The organism is Brachybacterium sp. FME24, from assembly GCF_014897705.1.
In the GTDB taxonomy this organism is placed as follows: Bacteria; Actinomycetota; Actinomycetes; order Actinomycetales; family Dermabacteraceae; genus Brachybacterium.
The window spans coordinates 51,289-68,846 of record NZ_JABUXV010000007.1; the positions used below are offsets into that span (position 1 = coordinate 51,289).

The following is a 17,558-nucleotide window of genomic DNA, read 5'->3' on the forward strand; positions in this document are numbered from 1 at the left end:
GAAGCACAAAAACTGAAGGCCGGAGGGCGGTTCCTCCGACGGCGCGCACGACAGCCTGACACCCTCCGCCCTCTGCACGGCTAGTCACGAAGACCCTCGAGGTGCCGCGCCCCTCGCCGTCGTCACGGCAGAAGTGTGAGCACCGTCGCATCGTCATGCAGTTTGCGGGGGCGTGCTTGCGGTGGGAGCGCCCGTTCCCCGGCGCGAAGCTCGGCGATCACCTCTACCGGATCGACGGTCAGCGCCTGCACGAGAGAGGCCTCGTCGTGCCGGCCGAGCAGGTCGATGGCGCGGGTGATGCCGTCGGAGACGAGATGCGCAGAGGCCAGCATCGCCAGCGGCGTGCGGCCCACGAGGGCCTGTTCAGCCGCCTCCTCCTCGTGCCGCGCCACCCAGAATCCTCCCGGGACGTTGCGGCGCGCCTCGATCGCCTCGGCCGTGCGTTCGGTGGCCACCACCTCGTCGATCCGCAGATCGGTGACCCGAACGACCTCTCCGTCCCGGCCACGCAGCAGCAGCGAGGAGTCAGACAGCACCAGGTGCTCGAGGTGCTCGCCGACCCGACGCACGGTGACGACCGTGGCCGACGGGCTGCCGGCAGCGAGGTCGCACTCCTGCTCGTGCAGCTCCCGGACGTCCGCGATCGCACCGGCGAGCGCCGCGCCGAGCTCCGTCGCGGGATCCTGGGCGCGAGTGAGCAGATGTGCGGCGAGGGAGTGCGAGTACCAGGCGACGCTGTGGCGGCACCCGGCCCGGAAGCGCTGGGGCAGTCCCGCCCCGTCGAGCATCACGGCCACCTCTCCGAGCACCCCGCCGGCATCCTCGTTCGCACCGGGGACCGCGGGGTCGGACAGCAAGGTGATGTGCACGTCGCCACTGTAGGCAGGTGCCCTGCGCCTCGTCGACAGACGCTCACGTGCTCGCGCCCGTAGAGTGTGCACGACCCATGTCGCCCGGCCCACCCCGGCCAGGACGGCGCTCAGGATCCGGAAGGGAACCATCGATGATCGCGCAGGCGCGGATCACCTCCGACACCACCGCCACCGTGCACCTCGACGGCGAGACCGTCGAGGTCACCGGGACCGATCTACCGGACATCCGCAACCGGGTGAAGCAGGTCTTCATCACGGCCGCACGCGCCGGTGAGGACGCCGTGGACGTGGTGATCGTCGAGCCCGACGTCCGCCATCACCTGCGGGTCGAGCCCTCCGGTCGGATCGCCGGGCGCACCGCCGACGACCGCGCCCTGCACGGTCCCGAGATCGACGACCCGCTGATCGCGCCGCCGAGCGCCGGGGCCGAGCTGCCGACGGATGACACCGTGGACCTCAGCTCGATCGACCCCGCCGCCCTGACCTTCTCCGGGTCGAGCCCTGCCACCGGCGAGCACGCCTCGATCGGGTCCCCGGTGACCGGCGAGCACGCCGCGATCCTGGATGATTCCTCGGACGAGCAGTCGACGATTCGACCCCATCGCGCCCGTCGCCGCCGCGCCGCCGCGATGCCCCCGTCGACCCTGCCGGGCTCCGCCGGGACCGCGCAGTCCTCTGCTGAGAGCAGCACCTCCGCGCAGTCCACGGGCACTGCGGCATCGGCCGCCTCCGCGCAGTCCGCGGGCACTGAGCAGTCTGCGGGCTCTGCCCCGTCGGTCGCGTCCGCACCCTCGACTGCGTCCGCACCGTCGGCCGCCTCTGCTCCCTCGGGCTCCGCGACCTCGGTGTCGTCCGCACCGTCGGCGACGTCTGCGCCGTCGGCCTCGTCCGCCCCCTCTGCCTCGAACGCACCGTCCGGATCCATCACACCGGTGCCCTCTCCCGTGGCACCCCAGGAGGTCATCACGAGCATCCCGTCGTCCTCCACCGCACTCACCGAGGATCGCCACTCCGCGTCCGGTGCCGAGAAGCGTCCGCTGCCGCCGCGCACGTCTCCCGAGGGCGATTCCCGGCCGACGCTGCATGACCTGCAGGCCTCGACCTCCAAGCAGGAGAAGGTGAAGGCCACCCGCGGCTTCCCGGGCTTCATCACCCGCCTCACCGGCGGCGCCATCTCCCCGCGCCCCGGCCGGGCCGAGCGCATGGACAATGAGCGCCTCGAGCGCGTCCGTCGGCCGCTCGATGGCCCGCGCAACATCGCGGTCGTGAACCTCAAGGGCGGCGCGCACAAGACCACCGCCTCCCTGATGATCGCCGCGACGCTCGGCGTGACCCGCGGCGGCAATGTGCTGGCCTGGGACAACAACGAGACCCGCGGCACTCTCGGCTGGCGCGGCATCCCGACGGACCACCACCGCACCGCGGTCGATCTGCTGCACGACATCGACCACCTGCGCGCCCCCGATGCGAGCAACGCGGATCTCGATCCGTACGTGCGCCCGCAGGGCGAGATGCGCTTCGACATCCTCGCGTCCGACGAAGACCCGGGCTCGGCCGCCTCCATCGACGGTGACGCCTTCGGCGACCTCAACGACGCCCTGTCGCGCTTCTACCGGATCAAGGTCATCGACACCGGCAACAACGTGCGGGCCTCGAACTGGCTGGCCGCCGTGCGCAACGCCGATCAGCTGGTCATCGTCTCCACCGTCCGGGAGGACACCTTCAACGCGGCGGCGTGGATGATCGACGAGCTGCGGGCGACGGGACTGGCCGATCAGGTCGACCACGCGGTCACGATCCTGTCGCACTCCTCGAAGGGGAAGTTCGATCCGACCCTGCGCAGCCGCCTGCTCGCGCACTTCGGCGCACACACCCGTGCGGTCGCCGAAGTGCCCTACGAGCAGCAGTTCGTCGACGGCTCCCACCTGGATTGGGGACGGATCGCGCCGGCCACCAAGGAGGCGTGGCTCGACGCGACGGCGGTGATCATCGACGGGCTCTGATCCCGTCGTCCACAGCTGGGCCTGCGCGCTCACGAGCGTCGGTCGCGAGGCCTAGGCTGGGAGCCATGCCCATCCGCCGCCTGAGCCTCGTCGTCGACGACGATCTGGGGCCCGCTCTGTGGGTGCGCGAGCAGACCGGGCCCGGTCGCTCCAAGGCGCTCGAGGACCTCTCCGGGCTGCGGCGGGACGCACCGGCCGGCATCGGCGACGCCCTGGCCGAGGCTCCGGACCAGCTGCGCCACCGGATCCGGATCCCCGGCCGGGACGGGGACCGCCGCGTTCCGGCCCTGCCTCTGTCCGGGTACGCGCTGACCACCCTGCTCCGGGCTGCGACCGAGCTGCTGGAGGAGCGTTTCGGCGAGGAGCTCCTCGAGCAGGTCTCCGCGCTGTTGGCCGACGGGGCCGCCGCCCGGCTCGCCGAGGACCTGATCGCGATGCCCGATCTGGTCGGTGCGACCATCGACGACCTGCGCGCCCGTCACCTGGTGGACGGCCGCCGGGTGCGCGCACGAGCGGTCGAGCGTCATGGCCGTCCCGTCCTGGAATGGCGCGCCCCCGAGGCGGACGCCTCCCCGATGATGCACGCCCTGATCGACGGGCACGCCCGGGCGGCCTTCGCCGCGCACCTGCGCACCGCCCGGGCCCCCGAGTCGGACCGTTTCGGCGTGCTGTGGGCCCTCGCCGACGACGGGGAGCTGCGCGCCGATCTGCCCTCCCAGCGCCGGATCACCGCCGCTTTCGACGCCTTCGTGGACTCCGGTCGGCCCGGGGTGAAGCTCTCCTCCACCGACAGCGACCTGGTGGTGCGCCTGTTTCAGCCGCCGGTGGGCACCGCCTGGCCGCTGCAGACCTGCCTGCGCGAGGCTGACGGCACCGTCCACCCCGTCGCCGATCTGCGCGCCGTCGGCGACCTCACCCCCGCGGGTGCCGCCGAGGCCTCTGCCGCCGTGATGCGCCTGGCGCCCACCGTGCGGGGCGCGGCCGTGGACGAGACCGGCGTGGACTGGCTGCTGACCACGGCCGAGGCCGGCGAGTTCCTCTCCCGGGACACCCCCGCCCTGGAGGATGCCGGGGTGACGGTGCTGCTGCCGCGGGATTGGACCAAGCAGCGCACCACGGTGCGCCCCCAGGAGACGGAGGAGGACGCCGGCGCCGAGAAGAAGTCCTCCGGCGTGGGGCTCGGGGCGATGGCGTCGTTCCGGTGGCGGGTGGCTGTGGGCGACACCGAGCTCACCGAAGAGGAGATGGAGATCATCAGGGAGGCCCAGTCGGAGCTGGTGCAGCTGCGCGGCCAATGGGTGCGTCTGGACGCCACCACTCTGCGCGCCGCCGAACGCTTCCTGGATGCCTTCACCTCCCGCACCCGCGACCAGCGCCTGCGCACCGGGGACGACAGGATCGCCCGGCCCGCGCCGGGGCAGAGCCCGCGCCCGGCCGAGGCCGGCCCCGCGACGCCGAATCTGCCGCCCCCGCCCGCGGAGGTCGCCGGGCACGCGCCGTGGCTCGAGATGTTCTCCCTGATCCTGTCCCCGGATGCGGCCGACGTCGACTTCGGGCTCAGCGCCCTGACCTCGGGCGGCCGCAACGGCCTGGCCCGCCTCATGCCCGGCGGCCCCGGCGCGTTCCCGCACCCGGCGCCGCACTCGCTGCAGGCGACCCTGCGGCCCTACCAGCTCGACGGCCTGAACTGGCTGTGGGCGCTGGACCGGTTGGGCCTCGGCGGGATCCTCGCCGATGACATGGGCCTGGGCAAGACGATGCAGGTGCTCGCGCTGCTGAGCCGGGAGCGGGAAGGGCTGCGGGAGGCGCCGGGACCCGTCGGCCCGACGTTGTTGGTGTGCCCGATGTCCGTCGTCGGCGCCTGGCAGCGCGAGGCCGCGACCTTCGCCCCGCACCTGGCCGTGCACGTCCACCACGGCGGCAGCCGCCTGCGCGATGAATCCTTCGTGGCGGGCGCCGCGGACCTCGACCTGGTCATCACCACCTACTCGCTGCTCGCCCGGGACCTGCCGGTGCTCTCGGCCGTGTCGTGGCATCGCATCGTCCTGGACGAGGCGCAGCACGTGAAGACCCCGGGCACACAGGTCACCCGCGCCGCCCGTACCCTGACCGCCCCGCACCGCCTCGCACTGACCGGCACGCCCGTGGAGAACAAGCTCTCGGACCTCCACTCTCTCATGGAGGTCGCGAACCCCGGCCTGCTGGGCAGCGCCACCTCGTTCCGCGACCGGATCTCGACACCGATCGAGGAGGAGGGCGACGAATCAGCGCTGGGTCGCCTGAAGCTGGTCACCGCGCCCTTCATCCTGCGCCGCGTCAAGACGGACCGCTCGATCATCAAGGACCTGCCGGAGAAGAACGAGCTCACCCGGGTCGTGAACCTGACCCCCGAGCAGGCCGGTCTCTACCAGGCGCTGGTGGACGAGCTGATGGTCCAGATCGACGGGGCCGACGAGAAGACCCGCCGCACCCTGGTGGTCTCCACGATCACCCGCCTCAAGCAGGTCTGCAACCATCCCGCGCACTATCTCGGGGACGGCTCGGGGATGCTGCGGGAGGGCCAGCACCGCTCCGGGAAGCTCGAGCTCATCGACGATGTACTGGAGGCAGCCCTCGCCGACGGCGAGAAGGCGATCCTGTTCACCCAGTTCACGACCTTCGGCCACCTGCTGGTGCCGTACTGGGAGGAGCGCTTCGCCGAATACGGCCTCACCGTGCCGTTCCTGCACGGCGGGGTCTCCAAGCGAGATCGCGACACCATGGTCGCGCAGTTCCAGGAGCATCGCGACCGGCCCGGCCTGATGCTGCTCAGCCTGCGCGCCGGTGGCACCGGACTCACCCTGACCGCCGCCAACCACGTCGTCCACCTGGACCGCTGGTGGAACCCAGCGGTCGAGAACCAGGCCACCGACCGTGCCTTCCGCATCGGCCAGCGGCGAGACGTGACAGTGCACAAGCTGGTCAGCGCCGGCACCGTCGAGGAGAAGATCGATACGGTCCTGGCCGACAAGCAGTCCCTGGCGGATATGACGATCAGTCCCGGGGAGGACTGGCTGGCCCGTCTGGACGACGACCGCCTGCTGCGGCTGCTGTCGCTGGAGGAGGACGACTCATGAGCATCAAACTGGTCTCGCGCCGCGGAGCGATCGGGAAGAGCTGGCACGCCGGCGCGCTGCGCGACGCCGCCGAACGGATCCTGGGGATGGGGCGCGCCGGCAGCGGGAAGGCCGACGCTCGCGCCGGGCGGGTGCAGTGGCTGGACGTCGAGACCGGAATCGTCCGTGGTGACGTGCTGGACGCCGACGGTGAGCTGTACCAGGCACGAGTGGACCTGCCGGCCTTCGCCCCCGCCGACCGGGAGGTGTTCCTCCAGATCGCACGGGCCCGCCCGGACCTGCCCGCCCGCCTGGCCGGCGGTGACTACCCGGTGGACCTGGAGAAGGAGTTGGCCTCCTCCGACATCTCCCTCCTGCCGCGCGGCGCTTCCGAGCTGAGCCACGACTGCTCCTGCCTGGACTGGCCCGGGCCCTGTCGCCACGTCGCGGCGCTGGTGTATGTGCTGGTCGAGGCGGTGGACGAGCACCCGACGCTGCTGCTGACGCTGCGCGGGTTCACGCTCGAGGATCTGGTGGCGCCGAGAGGGCCGAGCCCGGAGGGGGCCACGGGAGAGCGGCCCGATGCCGGCGGAGTCGAGGGCGATGGCGGCGGGGCCGACGGCGAGAGCACCGACGGGGCAGCAGGTGGCACCGGTGGGGTGCCCGCTGGTTCCGGCGCAGAGACTGTCCCCCCGCCCGCGTCGTACGACCCGGCGCGCACGAACCCGGACCTGCTCGCCGAGGTGATCGGGGACGGCGCGGCGAATGTCATCGCGAGGTTCTACGGCTCGCACGCTCGCCCCGGCCCCAGCCCGGCGGACGGGCAGGACGGTGCACCGGAGGATCCCTCCCGCTCATGAGCCCAGCGCATCCAGCGCGGCTGTGATGCCCGTTCGGCTCGCGCGGAGCAGCGGCAGGCGCACGGACGCGCTGGGGATGCGGCCCTGCGCGGCGAGGACCCCTTTGATCACCGCCGGATTCGGCTCCGCGAACAGAGCGCGGGTGAGCGGCACCAGCGTTCCGTGCAGTCTCCGGGCCCGATCGGACGGACCATGCAGCCATGCGTCGACCAGCTCGGCGTACGCCCGAGGGGCGACGTTGCCGCTCGCCATGATCGCGCCGCGCGCGCCGAGAGCGATCAGCGGCCCCGCGAAGAGATCGTCCCCGGCCAGCACCGACATGTCGGATCCCTCGTCGCTCAGGAGCGCGATGGTCGTCTCGTCGATCGCGCCGACGCACTGCTTGACCCCGACGACGTTCGGCAGCTGCGCGAGGCGGTGGAGCGTCTGCGCACTCAGGGCCACGCCTGTTCGGTACGGGACGTTGTAGACGAGGAGAGGGACACGGGTGGATGCCGAAAGGCGGCGGAAGTGCTCGACGATGCCATCCTGCGACGGGCGGGTGTAGGACGGGACGGCGACGAGCGCCGCGGCGGCACGGAGGTCGAGCCCCTCCAGCGCGGCGACCGACTCCGCCGTGCTGTTGGATCCCGCACCGACCATGAGCGGTGCGTCGCGGGCGGCGCAGACTTCGGCACAGACCTCGACCACCCGTCGTCGCTCCGCAGAGTCCAAGGTCGCGGGCTCGCCCGTGGTCCCGAGGGCGATGACGCCGGCGGCGCCCTGCTGGAGGACGGCGTCCGCGTGGGTCGCCAGGGCATCGGTGTCGAGATTGCTGTCCGCGGTGAAGGGCGTGACGAGGGGGACGTAGAGGCCGGTGAGTTCCATGTCCTCCACGATCGGCCCTCCTCGAGCATCACGTCCAGGTCCCTTTTCTGGCGAGAGGTTTAAGCTGTGCTTATGCTCGATGTCCGGAAGCTTCGACTCCTCCGAGAGCTGTCGCACCGCGGCACCATCGCTGCCGTGGCCGACGCGCTCACCTATACGCCGTCCGCCGTGTCCCAGCAGCTCTCGGCGCTCGAGCGCGAGGCCGGAGTGTCGCTCCTGGAGCGTTCGGGCCGCCGCGTCACGCTGACCCCGGCCGCCGTCTCCCTCGTCGCCCACACCGAAACGATCCTCGCGTCGCTCCAGGCGGCCTCGGCCGACCTGGTGTCGATGACCTCCGCCCTGACCGGGACCCTGCGGATCGGAGTCTTCCCCTCCGCGGTGTCCGCCCTGCTGAGGCCTGCCCTCGTCGGCCTCAGCACCGAGCACCCAGGCCTCCATCTGATGGCCTCCGAGATCGACCCCGCCACGGTGCCCGACGCGCTGCGCGGTGGAACGCTCGACATCGCCCTGCTCCAGGAGTACGACCATGTCCCGCTGGACGCCGGGTCGGGGCTGGAGATCGAGCCGCTCCTGACGGAGACCGTGCATCTGGCCGCGCTCACCTCGGGCCCGATCGCAGCGCATCGCGGCTCCGCCTGGATCGCCGGCACGCCCGGGACCCTCTGCCATGTGCTGACCCTCCGGGCGTGCGAGGCCGCCGGATTCACTCCAGGCATCCGGCACCACACGGACGACTTCGGAGCGGTCCTTGCGCTCGTCGACGCAGGTCAGGGTGTCGCCCTTGTTCCTGATCTGGGCGTCCGAGGCGACACCGAAGCCGTCCTCTTCACGCCGCTGGAGATCCGTCGTCGGACCTTCGTGGCGTACCGCCGCGGGATGGGTGCGCATCCCGCAGTCACCGCGGCCCGGCAGGCCCTGCAGGCGGCCGCCGCGCGGGTGGGGCAGTCCCCCGATCCGACGTCATAGAGTGAGGATCATGCCCACCACCAGTACTGCTCTGCCCCCGTCTGTGCTCACTGAGATCGCTGCGCTGTTCGACGGCGCCGTCGCCGGCCACAAGACTGCCGGGGTGACCTGGGCGATCATCGGCGGTCACGACCACGACCACGCCGTGCTGCACCACGGCGCCGCCGGTCACCGCGAGCTCGACCACGGCGCACCGGCCGACGGCGCCTCACCGATGGACCGCTCCACGATCTCCCGCATCGCCTCGATGACGAAGTCCTTCACCGCCGCGACCATCCTCGCCCTGCGCGACGAAGGTGCGCTGCGCCTGGACGACCCCGTCAGCCAGTACCTCCCCGAGGCCGCCGGAGCCTTCGAGACCGGCCCTGCGGACCCTGAGATCACGCTGCGTCACCTGCTCACCATGGGCGCCGGCCTGGTCACCGACAACCCGTGGGGCGATCGCCAGGAGGCGATGACCCGCGAGCAGTTCGCGGCGCTGCTCGCCGACGGACTCGGCCACGTGCACCATCCCGACACCGGCTTCGAGTACTCCAACACCGGGTACGCCCTGCTGGGGCGAGTGATCGACGAGGTCTCCGGCGAGGACTACACCACCCAGATCGCGCGACGCTTCCTCGAACCGCTGGGCATGGCTGATACCAGCTTCGACGCCGCGACCCTGGACACGTCCCGCCTCGCCACCGGTCACCGCCTCGGCGACCGCACCGACGCGACCCGCTTCGAGCCGGTGCCGCTGGATTCTCCCGGCGTGTACGGCGCGATGGCCGGCCTGTTCTCCACGGTCGACGACGTGGCCACCTGGGTACGGTTCCTCGCCGCCGCCGATGCCCCCGCTGCCTCCGTCGCTTCCCACGCCTCCAACACGTCCGAGGCTTCCGAGCGCGGCGTGCTGTCCATCGCGTCACGCCGGGAGTTGCAGCAGCTGAAGCGCCACCATGCGATGCCGGCGCTGCCACCTGGTGAGGACGGCAGTTCCGCAGGCTTCGACCGCATCCGGGGATACGGGTTCGGGCTGGTCGTCGAACAGTTCCCGGACTTGGGCGACGTCATCTCCCACTCCGGTGGCTACCCCGGCTACGGCTCCTTCATGGTGTGGCACCGTGCCTCCGGCGTCGGCGTCGTGGCCCTCGCGAACTCCAAGTACGCCCCCGCCACCCCCCTGTCGATGCAGACCCTGCGACTACTGCTTCGTGAGCTCCCCGAGCTGCTCGCTGCACGGGCGGAGCAAGCGGCCCCGCGCACTCTCGAGGCCGCCGAGGGAGCCCTGAACTGGCTGCGCACGGACGACGCCGCCGTGGCCGATACCTGGTTCGCCGACTCCATGGAGCTGGACATTTCCCGGGCCGAGCGGCGTCGGCGTCTGGATGCCGCGCTCACCGCAACCGGCCTGGGCCGCAGCGCGCTCGATGCGGTGCGCGCCGAGGATGCGCGGGTGCTGAGCCGCGCCCAATTGCGTTGGGTCCTGCCTGGTCACGGGGAGGGTGCGCCGTCGCTGCGGATCGACCTGCTCATGGACCCCCGACGCGACGCGCTCGTGCAGTCGCTGGACACCGTGGCGGTCGCTCCTCGCGCCATGACCCGTCAGTAACCAGCGCGAATAGGCGGTTTGAGTAGTCCATTCCGCCTATCCAGGCTGGGTACCGACAGGTAACCTTCCTGGTTGCGCGCGACTCGGGCGACTCGGGCGACTCAGTCGAAGACGTAGGTGTCGCCGTCGGCGGCCTGCGTGCAGGAGACGTAGTCACCGGCGGGCGTGAGGGCGATGACCCCATCGTCCTCCTCGAGGCACTCCTGACCCGGCTCCACCTCGGCGAAGGCTGCATCGGCGCTGCTGGTCGGGGAACCGCTGGTCGGGGTATTGCCACCGCCGAGAGCGGCATCGGGGTTCGGGAAGACCACCAGCAGGGTGATCGCCACGATGACCCCGAGGACCACCGCGGCCGCGATGCCCAGGCCCACCGCGATCACGGTGCTGCGGTTCTTGGACCCGGCCTGACCGGTGAACGTGCTGGTCGTGGTCTGGGCGGCGGTGAAGTTCTGGGGCGTGTTCTGCGGGGCGTACTGCTGCTGTTGCTGCGGCTGCTGCTGCGGTGCGGTCTGGTGGTGCGTGGGCTGCTGAGCGGCCCACTGCGGCCCCGTCTGCGGAGACGGCGAGGGGCCGGATGCGTGCGAGAAGCCCTGCTGGACCTGGCCGGCGCGGATCGCCTCCAGCGCGGACGGTGCGACCTGGGGCTGGGGCCGCTCGGGCCGGACCGCGCCGGGAGCATCCGGCGGCAGCGGGTCCAGCGTGTCCTGGAGGTCGAGCGGGGCGCCGTCGGCGTGGGTGAGCGGGTAGCCCTGCGGCACCCGCGGAAGGTCCCGGCGCACCGTGTCGGCGTCCTGGTACCGCTCCTCGGGCTGGGCTGCGACCAGCTTGCGGATCACCGCGGAGAGCTTCGGGGTGACGCCGCGCAGGTACTGGTTGAGCTCGTCGGGCCGGAAGGAGCCGTCGTGCAGCTTGATCGGTCCGTTGAGCGCGACCAGCGCCACCACGCCCGCTGCGTAGAGGTCGTGCGAGGGAGCCGGCTCCGCCATCGAGAACAGTTCGGGGGCCATGTACCCGGGAGTGCCGTTGACCATGCCCACATGGGTGAAGCGCACGTCGGTCTCATGCACGGCGATACCGAAGTCCGCCAGATGGGAGGCCGGGAAGGCTCGGCCGCGCGGCTCGAACATGATGTTCGCGGGCTTCACATCGCGGTGGATCCAGCCCTCGGCGTGCACGTGAGAGAGGCCGTCCAGCAGCTGATCGAGGATGACCACGACGGATGGCTCGGCCAGCTTGCCCTTCGACTTCACCACCGACTCGAGGGTGCCGCCGGAGACCAGCGGCATGGCGATCACCACGTGCTCGTCCTCGGCGCCCCAGCCGTAGGGGGTCAGCAGATGGGGGTGGTCGAAGCTGACGCCCTTCTCGCGCACGAAGCGCATGAGGTCCGCCGAGTCGCGCTGGCGCAGCACCTTGGCGGCGCAGAGCTCCTTGGTCTTCGAATCCCAGGCTCGCCATACGGACCCGGAACCGCCCTTGGCGATCAGGTCTATGAGAGCGAAGCGCCCGACGATCACATCAGCCATAACTGCCTCAGCATAACGGCCAACGGGCGGAAGGTTATGCTGGCCTCGATCTCTGTGGACCCGGGAACGCCCCCGGGCCCCTCGCGTCACGACCGGATGGGGGTTCTCGTGGTCGTCGCAGCACCGCTGGAGGGCGACCCGTTCTGGGACCCGATCTCCTTCTCGTGGCCGCTTCTGGGCATCCTGCTGGCCATCACCGTCCTGCTCACGATCGGCTTCGTCGTCTGGCTGGTGCTGCAGCCCGAGGAGCCCGATCACGACACCAAGGATCTGGTGGACAAGGCCACCCGGCACGACCGCGAGCGCGCCCAGGCGATCCGGCGTCGTCTCGACGCCGACTCCGGGCGCGACGACACCTCCGGCCCCGGTCTGCGATGACGCCCCGTCGCCCCCGGGTGCGACGACGGGACCTCACCGGGCTGCTCGCCCTGTCCGGGACGGCGCTGCTGGCCTCTGGGTGCAACCGCGACCCCGGCCCGGTCCCCACCTCGAGCGACATCCCGCGCGATCCTCTCGCCCAGCTCGACGAGGTCCGCTGGGACGGCCGCACCGCACAGGACGTCCTCGCCCTGCCGATCACCGACTCGGCCGACGAGCTGAACGCCTGGGCGGACCTCGGCACCGACGACGCCACCCTCGATCCGACACGGCAGGCGCTGGTCACCTTCCTCGAGGCCTCCTACCTCTCCCCGCGCGTGCTCAGCGACCTCGATGCCGCCGAGACCTTCACGCACGTGGACGCCTCGACCCCCGGGTACTGGCACGATCTCCTCCAGACCGCGTGGGACGACGGCGACCGGCACCTCTATGCGTTCGCCCTCGCCGAGCCGTTCGCGACCGTCGGCCGCCCCGCGCTGGCCATGGACTGGTTCCGCGCCGAGCGGGACAGCGTGCCCGTGCTGCAGCTGGGCGGCACCATCGCCTGGTCCGTGGTCGATACGCAGACGCACGCCGTGGGCGTGATCGCCTACCAGCTGGGAATCGTCGCGGACATCGACCTCCGCGGCGAGGCGGGCGACGCAGGTTCAGCCACGTCGGCGTCGATCCGGGTCTCGATCCATGGCCTCGACGGCTGCGGGCTCCGTGATGCCGACGGGCTCGTCGCACCCGCCCTGACCGATACCGCGGAGCACCGCGCCGCCCAGCAGGCCACGATGGACAGCGTGATCGCCTCCCCACGGATTCGACCGGAGGACGTCCTCGACCTCGAGTCCGCCGCTTTCTCGGCGAACGACGCCACGAACATCCTCTGCGACTGACCGCCCGACCTTCCCGTGCGGGGGCGGCCCCGTCGCGATCCGGCTCAGTCGCCCCGTCGGACCCAGCCGCGCACGGCCTCCCAGCCGCGCTGGAGCAGGCTCGGCGCAGGGCCGGCCAGACGATCCCGGAGATCGTCCAGGGTGGGAGCGTCGTGGCGGACATGATGGGCGCCGTCGCGCAGCGCCGGATGGGCGGGATCATCGATCAGGTCCTGCGGGGAGATCTCCAGGGCAAAGGCGATCCGTACGCGGCGGCTCCCGTCCCCGTCGATGGTCACCTCGAGGCCTTCGACCTGAGCCCGGGTCTCCTCGGCGATGTCGCTGCGCAGGCGGGCGATCGCCGCGTCGAGTCGGCTCGAGGTCCGGTCGTCGGCCCGGACCGCGTCGACCAGAGGGAACGTCACCAGGTTGCCGCCGACGTCGGTGACCGCGTCGATCACCTCGTGAGTCCCCACCTCACGTGTCCCCTCGTGCAACGTCAGCTGCTGGAGCAGGACCCGCAGGGTGCCCTCGGGAACGTAGGCGACCAGGAGGTCGCCGATCTCGACGAGGGCCTTCGAGCTGCCCTGCCAGGTCGCGTAGTCGGGGCCGGTGGGCTCGGCAGAGGTCATGCCGCCCCGCTCCCGGAGGTCACCGAGCGGCCTCGGTCCATCGCGACCACCCGGCGTAGCTGCCCTCGAGCTCGGTGATGTCGTACCCGGCGCGACGCAGAGCGGAGGAGACCACCCCGGCGCGCAGGCCGGACTGGCAGTACACGACGATGCGGCCGTCCTGGGGAAGCTTCTCGAGCTCCCAGAGGGCGCGCCCGCCGTGGAGCTGCTGGGAGCCCGGTACGGCGCCGTTCGCGTGCTCATCGCGGCCGCGCACGTCGAGCACCAGGTCATGCGGATGCGCGGCGAGGTCCGCCGGGGCGACGGATTCGGGAGTGAACGACGGCAGCCCCTCGAGGGAGGTGACGAATCCGCCGACGGCGTCGATCCCGACCCGCAGCAGGTTGTCGCGCAGCTCCTCGGCCTGCGTCGCGTCCCGTGCGAGCAGGATCAGCGGCGTGGCCTCCCGTTCGGGGTCGTAGCTCCAGGCGGCGTAGGTGGAGCGGCTGGTGGCGGCGGGGACCGTGAGCGCGCCGACCACGGCGCTGCGGTGGACGTCCTCGAGGCTGCGGGTGTCCAGCAGCACCGCGCTGCCGTCTGCGAGCCGGGTCGCGGCGTCGGCCGGAGCGAGTTCGACCAGGGGCTCCGCCGGCCCGCGCACGGCGGGCCCGTCGCGGTTCTGGCGTTTCATCCGCGCGAAGTAGGCGTGCGCCTCGGGCTGACCGTGCAGCAGACGGTCCACGAAAGCGTCCTCCTCGTCGGCCGCCACCAGCGGCGCCCACCAGGCGAACCGCTTCTCGTAGCCGACGGTCGTGGACGGCACCGCGCCGAGCGACTTCCCGCAGGCAGAGCCCGCGCCATGGCCCGGGAAGACCAGCACATGGTCCGGCAGCGTCACGAAGCGATCGCGCAGTGAGGCGAACATGGTGCGGGCGGACTCCTCGCGGGTGTCCTCGCCGCCGGCGACCTCGTCGAGCAGGTCGGGCCGGCCCAGGTCACCGGCGAAGATGAAGTCACCCGAGAGCAGGTAGCCGGGCTCGTCCGCGACGCCGCCGTCGGTGACCAGGTAGCTCAGGTGCTCCGGGGTGTGCCCGGGGGTGAACAGGGCACGCAGGCGCACTTCGCCGAGCACGATCTCGTCGCCGTCGTGCAGGAGGTGGGCGTCGTAGCCGTAGGACCAGTCGGCGCCGCCGTGCCCGGAGACGTGCACCGTGGCGCCGGTGGCCGAGGCGAGCTCACGAGTACCGGAGAGGTAGTCCGCGTGGATATGGGTCTCGGTGACATCGGTGATGGTCAGGCCGTGCTTCGTCGCGAGGTCCAGGTACTCCTGCACGTCGCGGCGGGGGTCGACCACGACGGCGCGGCCCTCGTCGGTCGAGGCGATCAGATAGCTGGCCTGGGCCAGGTCCGTGTCGTAGAACCTCTCGAGAAGCATGATGCGCCTTCCGCTCGACCTGTCGTCGGTCCGCGATCGGGCCGACGACACATATCGTCACACAGCTTGGTGGATGCGCGGTGGCCGGGAGTGGACGGCGCGGGACGCGACGCGACCTCCTCCGGCGGCTCAGACCGACGCGCGAAGCCCCAGCCCGAGACGGACAGCCTCGATCTGCGCACGACGGGCGGCCTGCGCGCCGGGCCCCTCTCCGAAGACCGCGACGTCATGGCCTTCCCCAGGCATCTCGACGTACTCGGACGCACCTCCCGCGGCGAGGATGCCGGCGTGCAGGCGGCGCGAGTCCTCGACGATCTCGTCCCCACCACCAGTGACCAGGTGCACCGGTGGCAGGGAGCCGAGGTCGCCCAGCAGGGGGCTGATGCGCGGGTTCTCGGCCGGCACGGCACCGGCGTAGAGACGGGCCGCCGTGCCCAGCTCGGATTCCTCGCGGATCTGCGCGGTGAGATCGGCCCACGGGGACTCGAGCATCAGCAGAGCAGGGGTGTCCCCGCCGGCCGGCGCGAGGGACTGGGCGACGGCCAGGGCGAGACCTCCGCCGGAACTGTCGCCGGAGAGCACCCAGCGTCCGGGGCGCAGCAGGGACTCCTCGCCCATCGCGTCCAGAGCACGCAGGACGTCCTCGATCGCGGCCGGGAACGGATTCTTCGGTGGCATCCGGTAGTGGATCATCGCGACGGCCGCGCCGGAGCGCCGACCCACCTCCTCCAGCCAGTTCCAGTGGCTGGGGCTCTCGCCGCGCACGTGCCCGCCGCCGTGCAGGTGCACGATCGTGGCGGTCGCGGCGAGGTGCGCGTCGATCCAGGTCACGGGCACATGACCGTGTCGCCGTCGCTCCACGCGAGCGGGCGCCGCCACGGCGCGGGAGGGCATGGAGGGGCGCTGCGAGGCCAGGATGCGCAGCGTGCGGACGATGCTCATGGGGGCATCTTCCCATGAATCGCCGTGCAGGCCAGACCGGTGCGCGGACCGGTTCGGCGCCGGGATCGGAGCTCGGCCGGCCCGGCCCGGAGTTCGGTCCCGGCTCAGGCGGTGAGTTCGTCGTCGACCATCCGCGGCAGCGCCGCCCGATACCCGGCGATCGACAGGGCGACCCCGGTCAGGGCGAGGAAGCCCAGCACCAGGGGGATCGACCCGGTCGTATCCAGCAGCGCCCCGGCCGCGATCGGCCCCAGCGCGGCGAAGATGTAGCCCAGCGGCTGCGCCATCCCGGACAGGCGGGCGGTCACCCGCGCCGACCGGCTGCGGGCGGGGATCAGCGCGATCGCGGTGGGGAAGGCGAAACCGCCGACCCCCAGGACGCAGGCCCACAGCAGGGGGCTCGCCGCAGGAGCCAGCCAGAACCCGAGGTAGCCGATCGTGGTGAGCAGGCCGAAGCACGCCACCAGCCAGGGAAGACGCCGGAAGCGCGCGATGACAGTGGGCATGACCAGCCCGCCCACGATCCCCCAGCCGGCGATCACCGCGACGGTGATGCCGGCGCGCCCCGGGGTGAGCCCGGAGGAGGTGAGGATCTGGGGCAGCATGCCGAACTGCGTGTAGGCGTTCGTGGACTGCAGGCCGAACATGATCGTCAGCGCGATCGCGGTCCGGGAGCGCAGCAGGGACCCGGGAAGGTCTCCGCTCGGCGGCGCGGGCGGGAAGTCGTGCCCGGTCCGGGTCAGCACGATGGCCCACACCACCACCGGGATCACGGCGACCATCCCCCAGAACTGGAGGGAGTCGCGCCATCCGTCGGTCGCGGCGCCGGCCAGGGGCACCGCGAGCGCCGCCCCGGCGGAGCCGCCGAGCGCGAGGACCACGCTGTACAGGGTCATGAGGCCGACGGTGCGCGCTCCCCCGTGCTGCTTGATCCAGGCCGGGACGATGACATTGCCGAGCGCGGGACCGACGAGGACCAGCAGGGACAGTGCGAGGAACATCCCGAAGCTGCCTGCCGTCGGGCGCAGCAGCAGTCCGAGGGCGACGAGCACGAAGGCGGCGACGACGGAGCCGGTCAGCCCCAGCCGTCGGGAGATCGGCACCGCCAGGAGGCCGAAGATGCCGAAGGCGAGGCAGGGCAGCGCGGTGAGCAGGCCCGAGGCGATCGCCCCCTGCCCGTACGCGGCGACGATCTGCTCCATCAGCGGCCCGAGGCTGGTCGCTCCCGGGCGCAGGTTCAGTGCGATGAGGCCGACGGCGAGGACCGCGAGCAGCCCGCCGAGGGCGAGAGCGCGGGTCGGGGCGGGATCGGATACGGGGGCCGACGCGGGATCGGGCGCTGAGGTCGCGCCGGTCGAGGGAGTGCTGGTCGGCGACTTCGGGGGCGGGGTGGTGCTCACCATTCCCTTCTACACCTCTGCCCGCGCAAGGGCCACCGTTTGCCCCCGAATCTCACGCGAGCGGCCCTCGGGACGCCGCCGCGCGTGGGGTGCCTCTCCTTCGTCGGCCTCGAAGGGGTCGAACCCTGATCCTGGGCGGCGGCTCCGGCGCT

General features: G+C 71.8%; 14 protein-coding genes. 7 read left to right on the forward strand and 7 right to left on the reverse strand.

The features are described 5' to 3' along the window. Positions 1 to 122: 122 nt before the first annotated feature. Positions 123 to 869 carry a protein phosphatase 2C domain-containing protein gene (locus INT51_RS09445; RefSeq protein ID WP_193105052.1) on the reverse strand — a complete coding sequence of 249 codons (747 nt, stop codon included), beginning with the start codon at positions 867 to 869 and terminating at the stop codon, positions 123 to 125. Between the two features lie 134 nt (positions 870 to 1,003). On the opposite strand from INT51_RS09445, the gene INT51_RS09450 reads away from it, so the two are divergent. The 3 genes from INT51_RS09450 (at position 1,004) to INT51_RS09460 (ending at position 6,830) form a co-directional block, all read left to right on the forward strand. Further along, the gene (locus INT51_RS09450; protein ID WP_193105053.1) at positions 1,004 to 2,875 is read left to right on the forward strand and encodes a chromosome partitioning protein; all 1,872 of its coding nucleotides are present in this window, start codon (positions 1,004 to 1,006) and stop codon (positions 2,873 to 2,875) included. A 65-nt stretch (positions 2,876 to 2,940) separates the two neighbouring features. Beyond that, the gene (locus tag INT51_RS09455) at positions 2,941 to 5,991 is read left to right on the forward strand and encodes a DEAD/DEAH box helicase (RefSeq protein ID WP_193105054.1); all 3,051 of its coding nucleotides are present in this window, start codon (positions 2,941 to 2,943) and stop codon (positions 5,989 to 5,991) included. Next, on the forward strand, positions 5,988 to 6,830 hold the full coding sequence (locus INT51_RS09460; RefSeq protein ID WP_193105055.1) for an SWIM zinc finger family protein: 843 nt from the start codon (positions 5,988 to 5,990) through the stop codon (positions 6,828 to 6,830). Before INT51_RS09455 ends, INT51_RS09460 begins: the two co-directional genes overlap by 4 nt. On the opposite strand, the gene dapA is transcribed toward INT51_RS09460, so the two are convergent. Further along, positions 6,825 to 7,697 (reverse strand): 4-hydroxy-tetrahydrodipicolinate synthase, encoded by an 873-nt coding sequence (gene dapA / locus INT51_RS09465; protein WP_193105204.1) that lies wholly within the window; start codon positions 7,695 to 7,697, stop codon positions 6,825 to 6,827. The two genes, INT51_RS09460 and dapA, sit on opposite strands and share 6 nt — an antisense overlap. Before the next feature lie 72 nt (positions 7,698 to 7,769). Between dapA and INT51_RS09470 the strand changes: the two genes are divergently transcribed. Then, on the forward strand, positions 7,770 to 8,663 hold the full coding sequence (locus INT51_RS09470; RefSeq protein WP_193105056.1) for a LysR family transcriptional regulator: 894 nt from the start codon (positions 7,770 to 7,772) through the stop codon (positions 8,661 to 8,663). A 10-nt stretch (positions 8,664 to 8,673) separates the two neighbouring features. Then, positions 8,674 to 10,254 (forward strand): serine hydrolase, encoded by a 1,581-nt coding sequence (locus tag INT51_RS09475; protein ID WP_193105057.1) that lies wholly within the window; start codon positions 8,674 to 8,676, stop codon positions 10,252 to 10,254. Positions 10,255 to 10,355: 101 nt separating this feature from the next. Here INT51_RS09475 and INT51_RS09480 read toward each other — a convergent pair whose 3' ends face one another. Then, positions 10,356 to 11,780: a serine/threonine-protein kinase gene (locus INT51_RS09480; RefSeq protein WP_193105058.1), complete on the reverse strand. Its 1,425-nt coding sequence runs from the start codon at positions 11,778 to 11,780 to the stop codon at positions 10,356 to 10,358. 108 nt (positions 11,781 to 11,888) lie between these two features. On the opposite strand from INT51_RS09480, the gene INT51_RS09485 reads away from it, so the two are divergent. After that, positions 11,889 to 12,158 (forward strand): hypothetical protein, encoded by a 270-nt coding sequence (locus INT51_RS09485; protein WP_304502135.1) that lies wholly within the window; start codon positions 11,889 to 11,891, stop codon positions 12,156 to 12,158. Further along, positions 12,155 to 13,039, forward strand: a complete 885-nt coding sequence (locus INT51_RS09490; protein WP_193105059.1) for a hypothetical protein — start codon at positions 12,155 to 12,157, stop codon at positions 13,037 to 13,039. The genes INT51_RS09485 and INT51_RS09490 overlap by 4 nt, the downstream gene beginning before the upstream one ends. A gap of 44 nt (positions 13,040 to 13,083) precedes the next feature. Here the strand turns inward: INT51_RS09490 and INT51_RS09495 are convergent, their stop codons facing one another. The 4 genes from INT51_RS09495 to INT51_RS09510 form a co-directional block, all read right to left on the reverse strand. Then, positions 13,084 to 13,650, reverse strand: coding sequence for a hypothetical protein (locus INT51_RS09495; RefSeq protein WP_193105060.1), 567 nt, complete (start codon positions 13,648 to 13,650; stop codon positions 13,084 to 13,086). A 19-nt stretch (positions 13,651 to 13,669) separates the two neighbouring features. After that, positions 13,670 to 15,064, reverse strand: coding sequence for an MBL fold metallo-hydrolase (locus tag INT51_RS09500; RefSeq protein WP_193105061.1), 1,395 nt, complete (start codon positions 15,062 to 15,064; stop codon positions 13,670 to 13,672). Between the two features lie 129 nt (positions 15,065 to 15,193). Next, a complete protein-coding gene (locus INT51_RS09505; protein WP_193105062.1) occupies positions 15,194 to 16,006 on the reverse strand; it encodes an alpha/beta hydrolase in 813 nt (270 codons plus the stop codon). A 104-nt stretch (positions 16,007 to 16,110) separates the two neighbouring features. After that, on the reverse strand, positions 16,111 to 17,406 hold the full coding sequence (locus INT51_RS09510) for an MFS transporter (RefSeq protein WP_304502136.1): 1,296 nt from the start codon (positions 17,404 to 17,406) through the stop codon (positions 16,111 to 16,113). Positions 17,407 to 17,558 lie beyond the last annotated feature (152 nt).

Coding starts and splice junctions, on each gene's coding strand:
- INT51_RS09450 (WP_193105053.1), top strand. CDS start 1,004: ATGATCGCGCAGGCGCGGATCACCTCCGACACCACCGCCACCGTGCAC.
- INT51_RS09455 (WP_193105054.1), top strand. CDS start 2,941: ATGCCCATCCGCCGCCTGAGCCTCGTCGTCGACGACGATCTGGGGCCC.
- INT51_RS09460 (WP_193105055.1), top strand. CDS start 5,988: ATGAGCATCAAACTGGTCTCGCGCCGCGGAGCGATCGGGAAGAGCTGG.
- dapA (WP_193105204.1), bottom strand. CDS start 7,697: ATGGAACTCACCGGCCTCTACGTCCCCCTCGTCACGCCCTTCACCGCG.
- INT51_RS09470 (WP_193105056.1), top strand. CDS start 7,770: ATGCTCGATGTCCGGAAGCTTCGACTCCTCCGAGAGCTGTCGCACCGC.
- INT51_RS09475 (WP_193105057.1), top strand. CDS start 8,674: ATGCCCACCACCAGTACTGCTCTGCCCCCGTCTGTGCTCACTGAGATC.
- INT51_RS09480 (WP_193105058.1), bottom strand. CDS start 11,780: ATGGCTGATGTGATCGTCGGGCGCTTCGCTCTCATAGACCTGATCGCC.
- INT51_RS09490 (WP_193105059.1), top strand. CDS start 12,155: ATGACGCCCCGTCGCCCCCGGGTGCGACGACGGGACCTCACCGGGCTG.
- INT51_RS09495 (WP_193105060.1), bottom strand. CDS start 13,650: ATGACCTCTGCCGAGCCCACCGGCCCCGACTACGCGACCTGGCAGGGC.
- INT51_RS09500 (WP_193105061.1), bottom strand. CDS start 15,064: ATGCTTCTCGAGAGGTTCTACGACACGGACCTGGCCCAGGCCAGCTAT.
- INT51_RS09505 (WP_193105062.1), bottom strand. CDS start 16,006: ATGAGCATCGTCCGCACGCTGCGCATCCTGGCCTCGCAGCGCCCCTCC.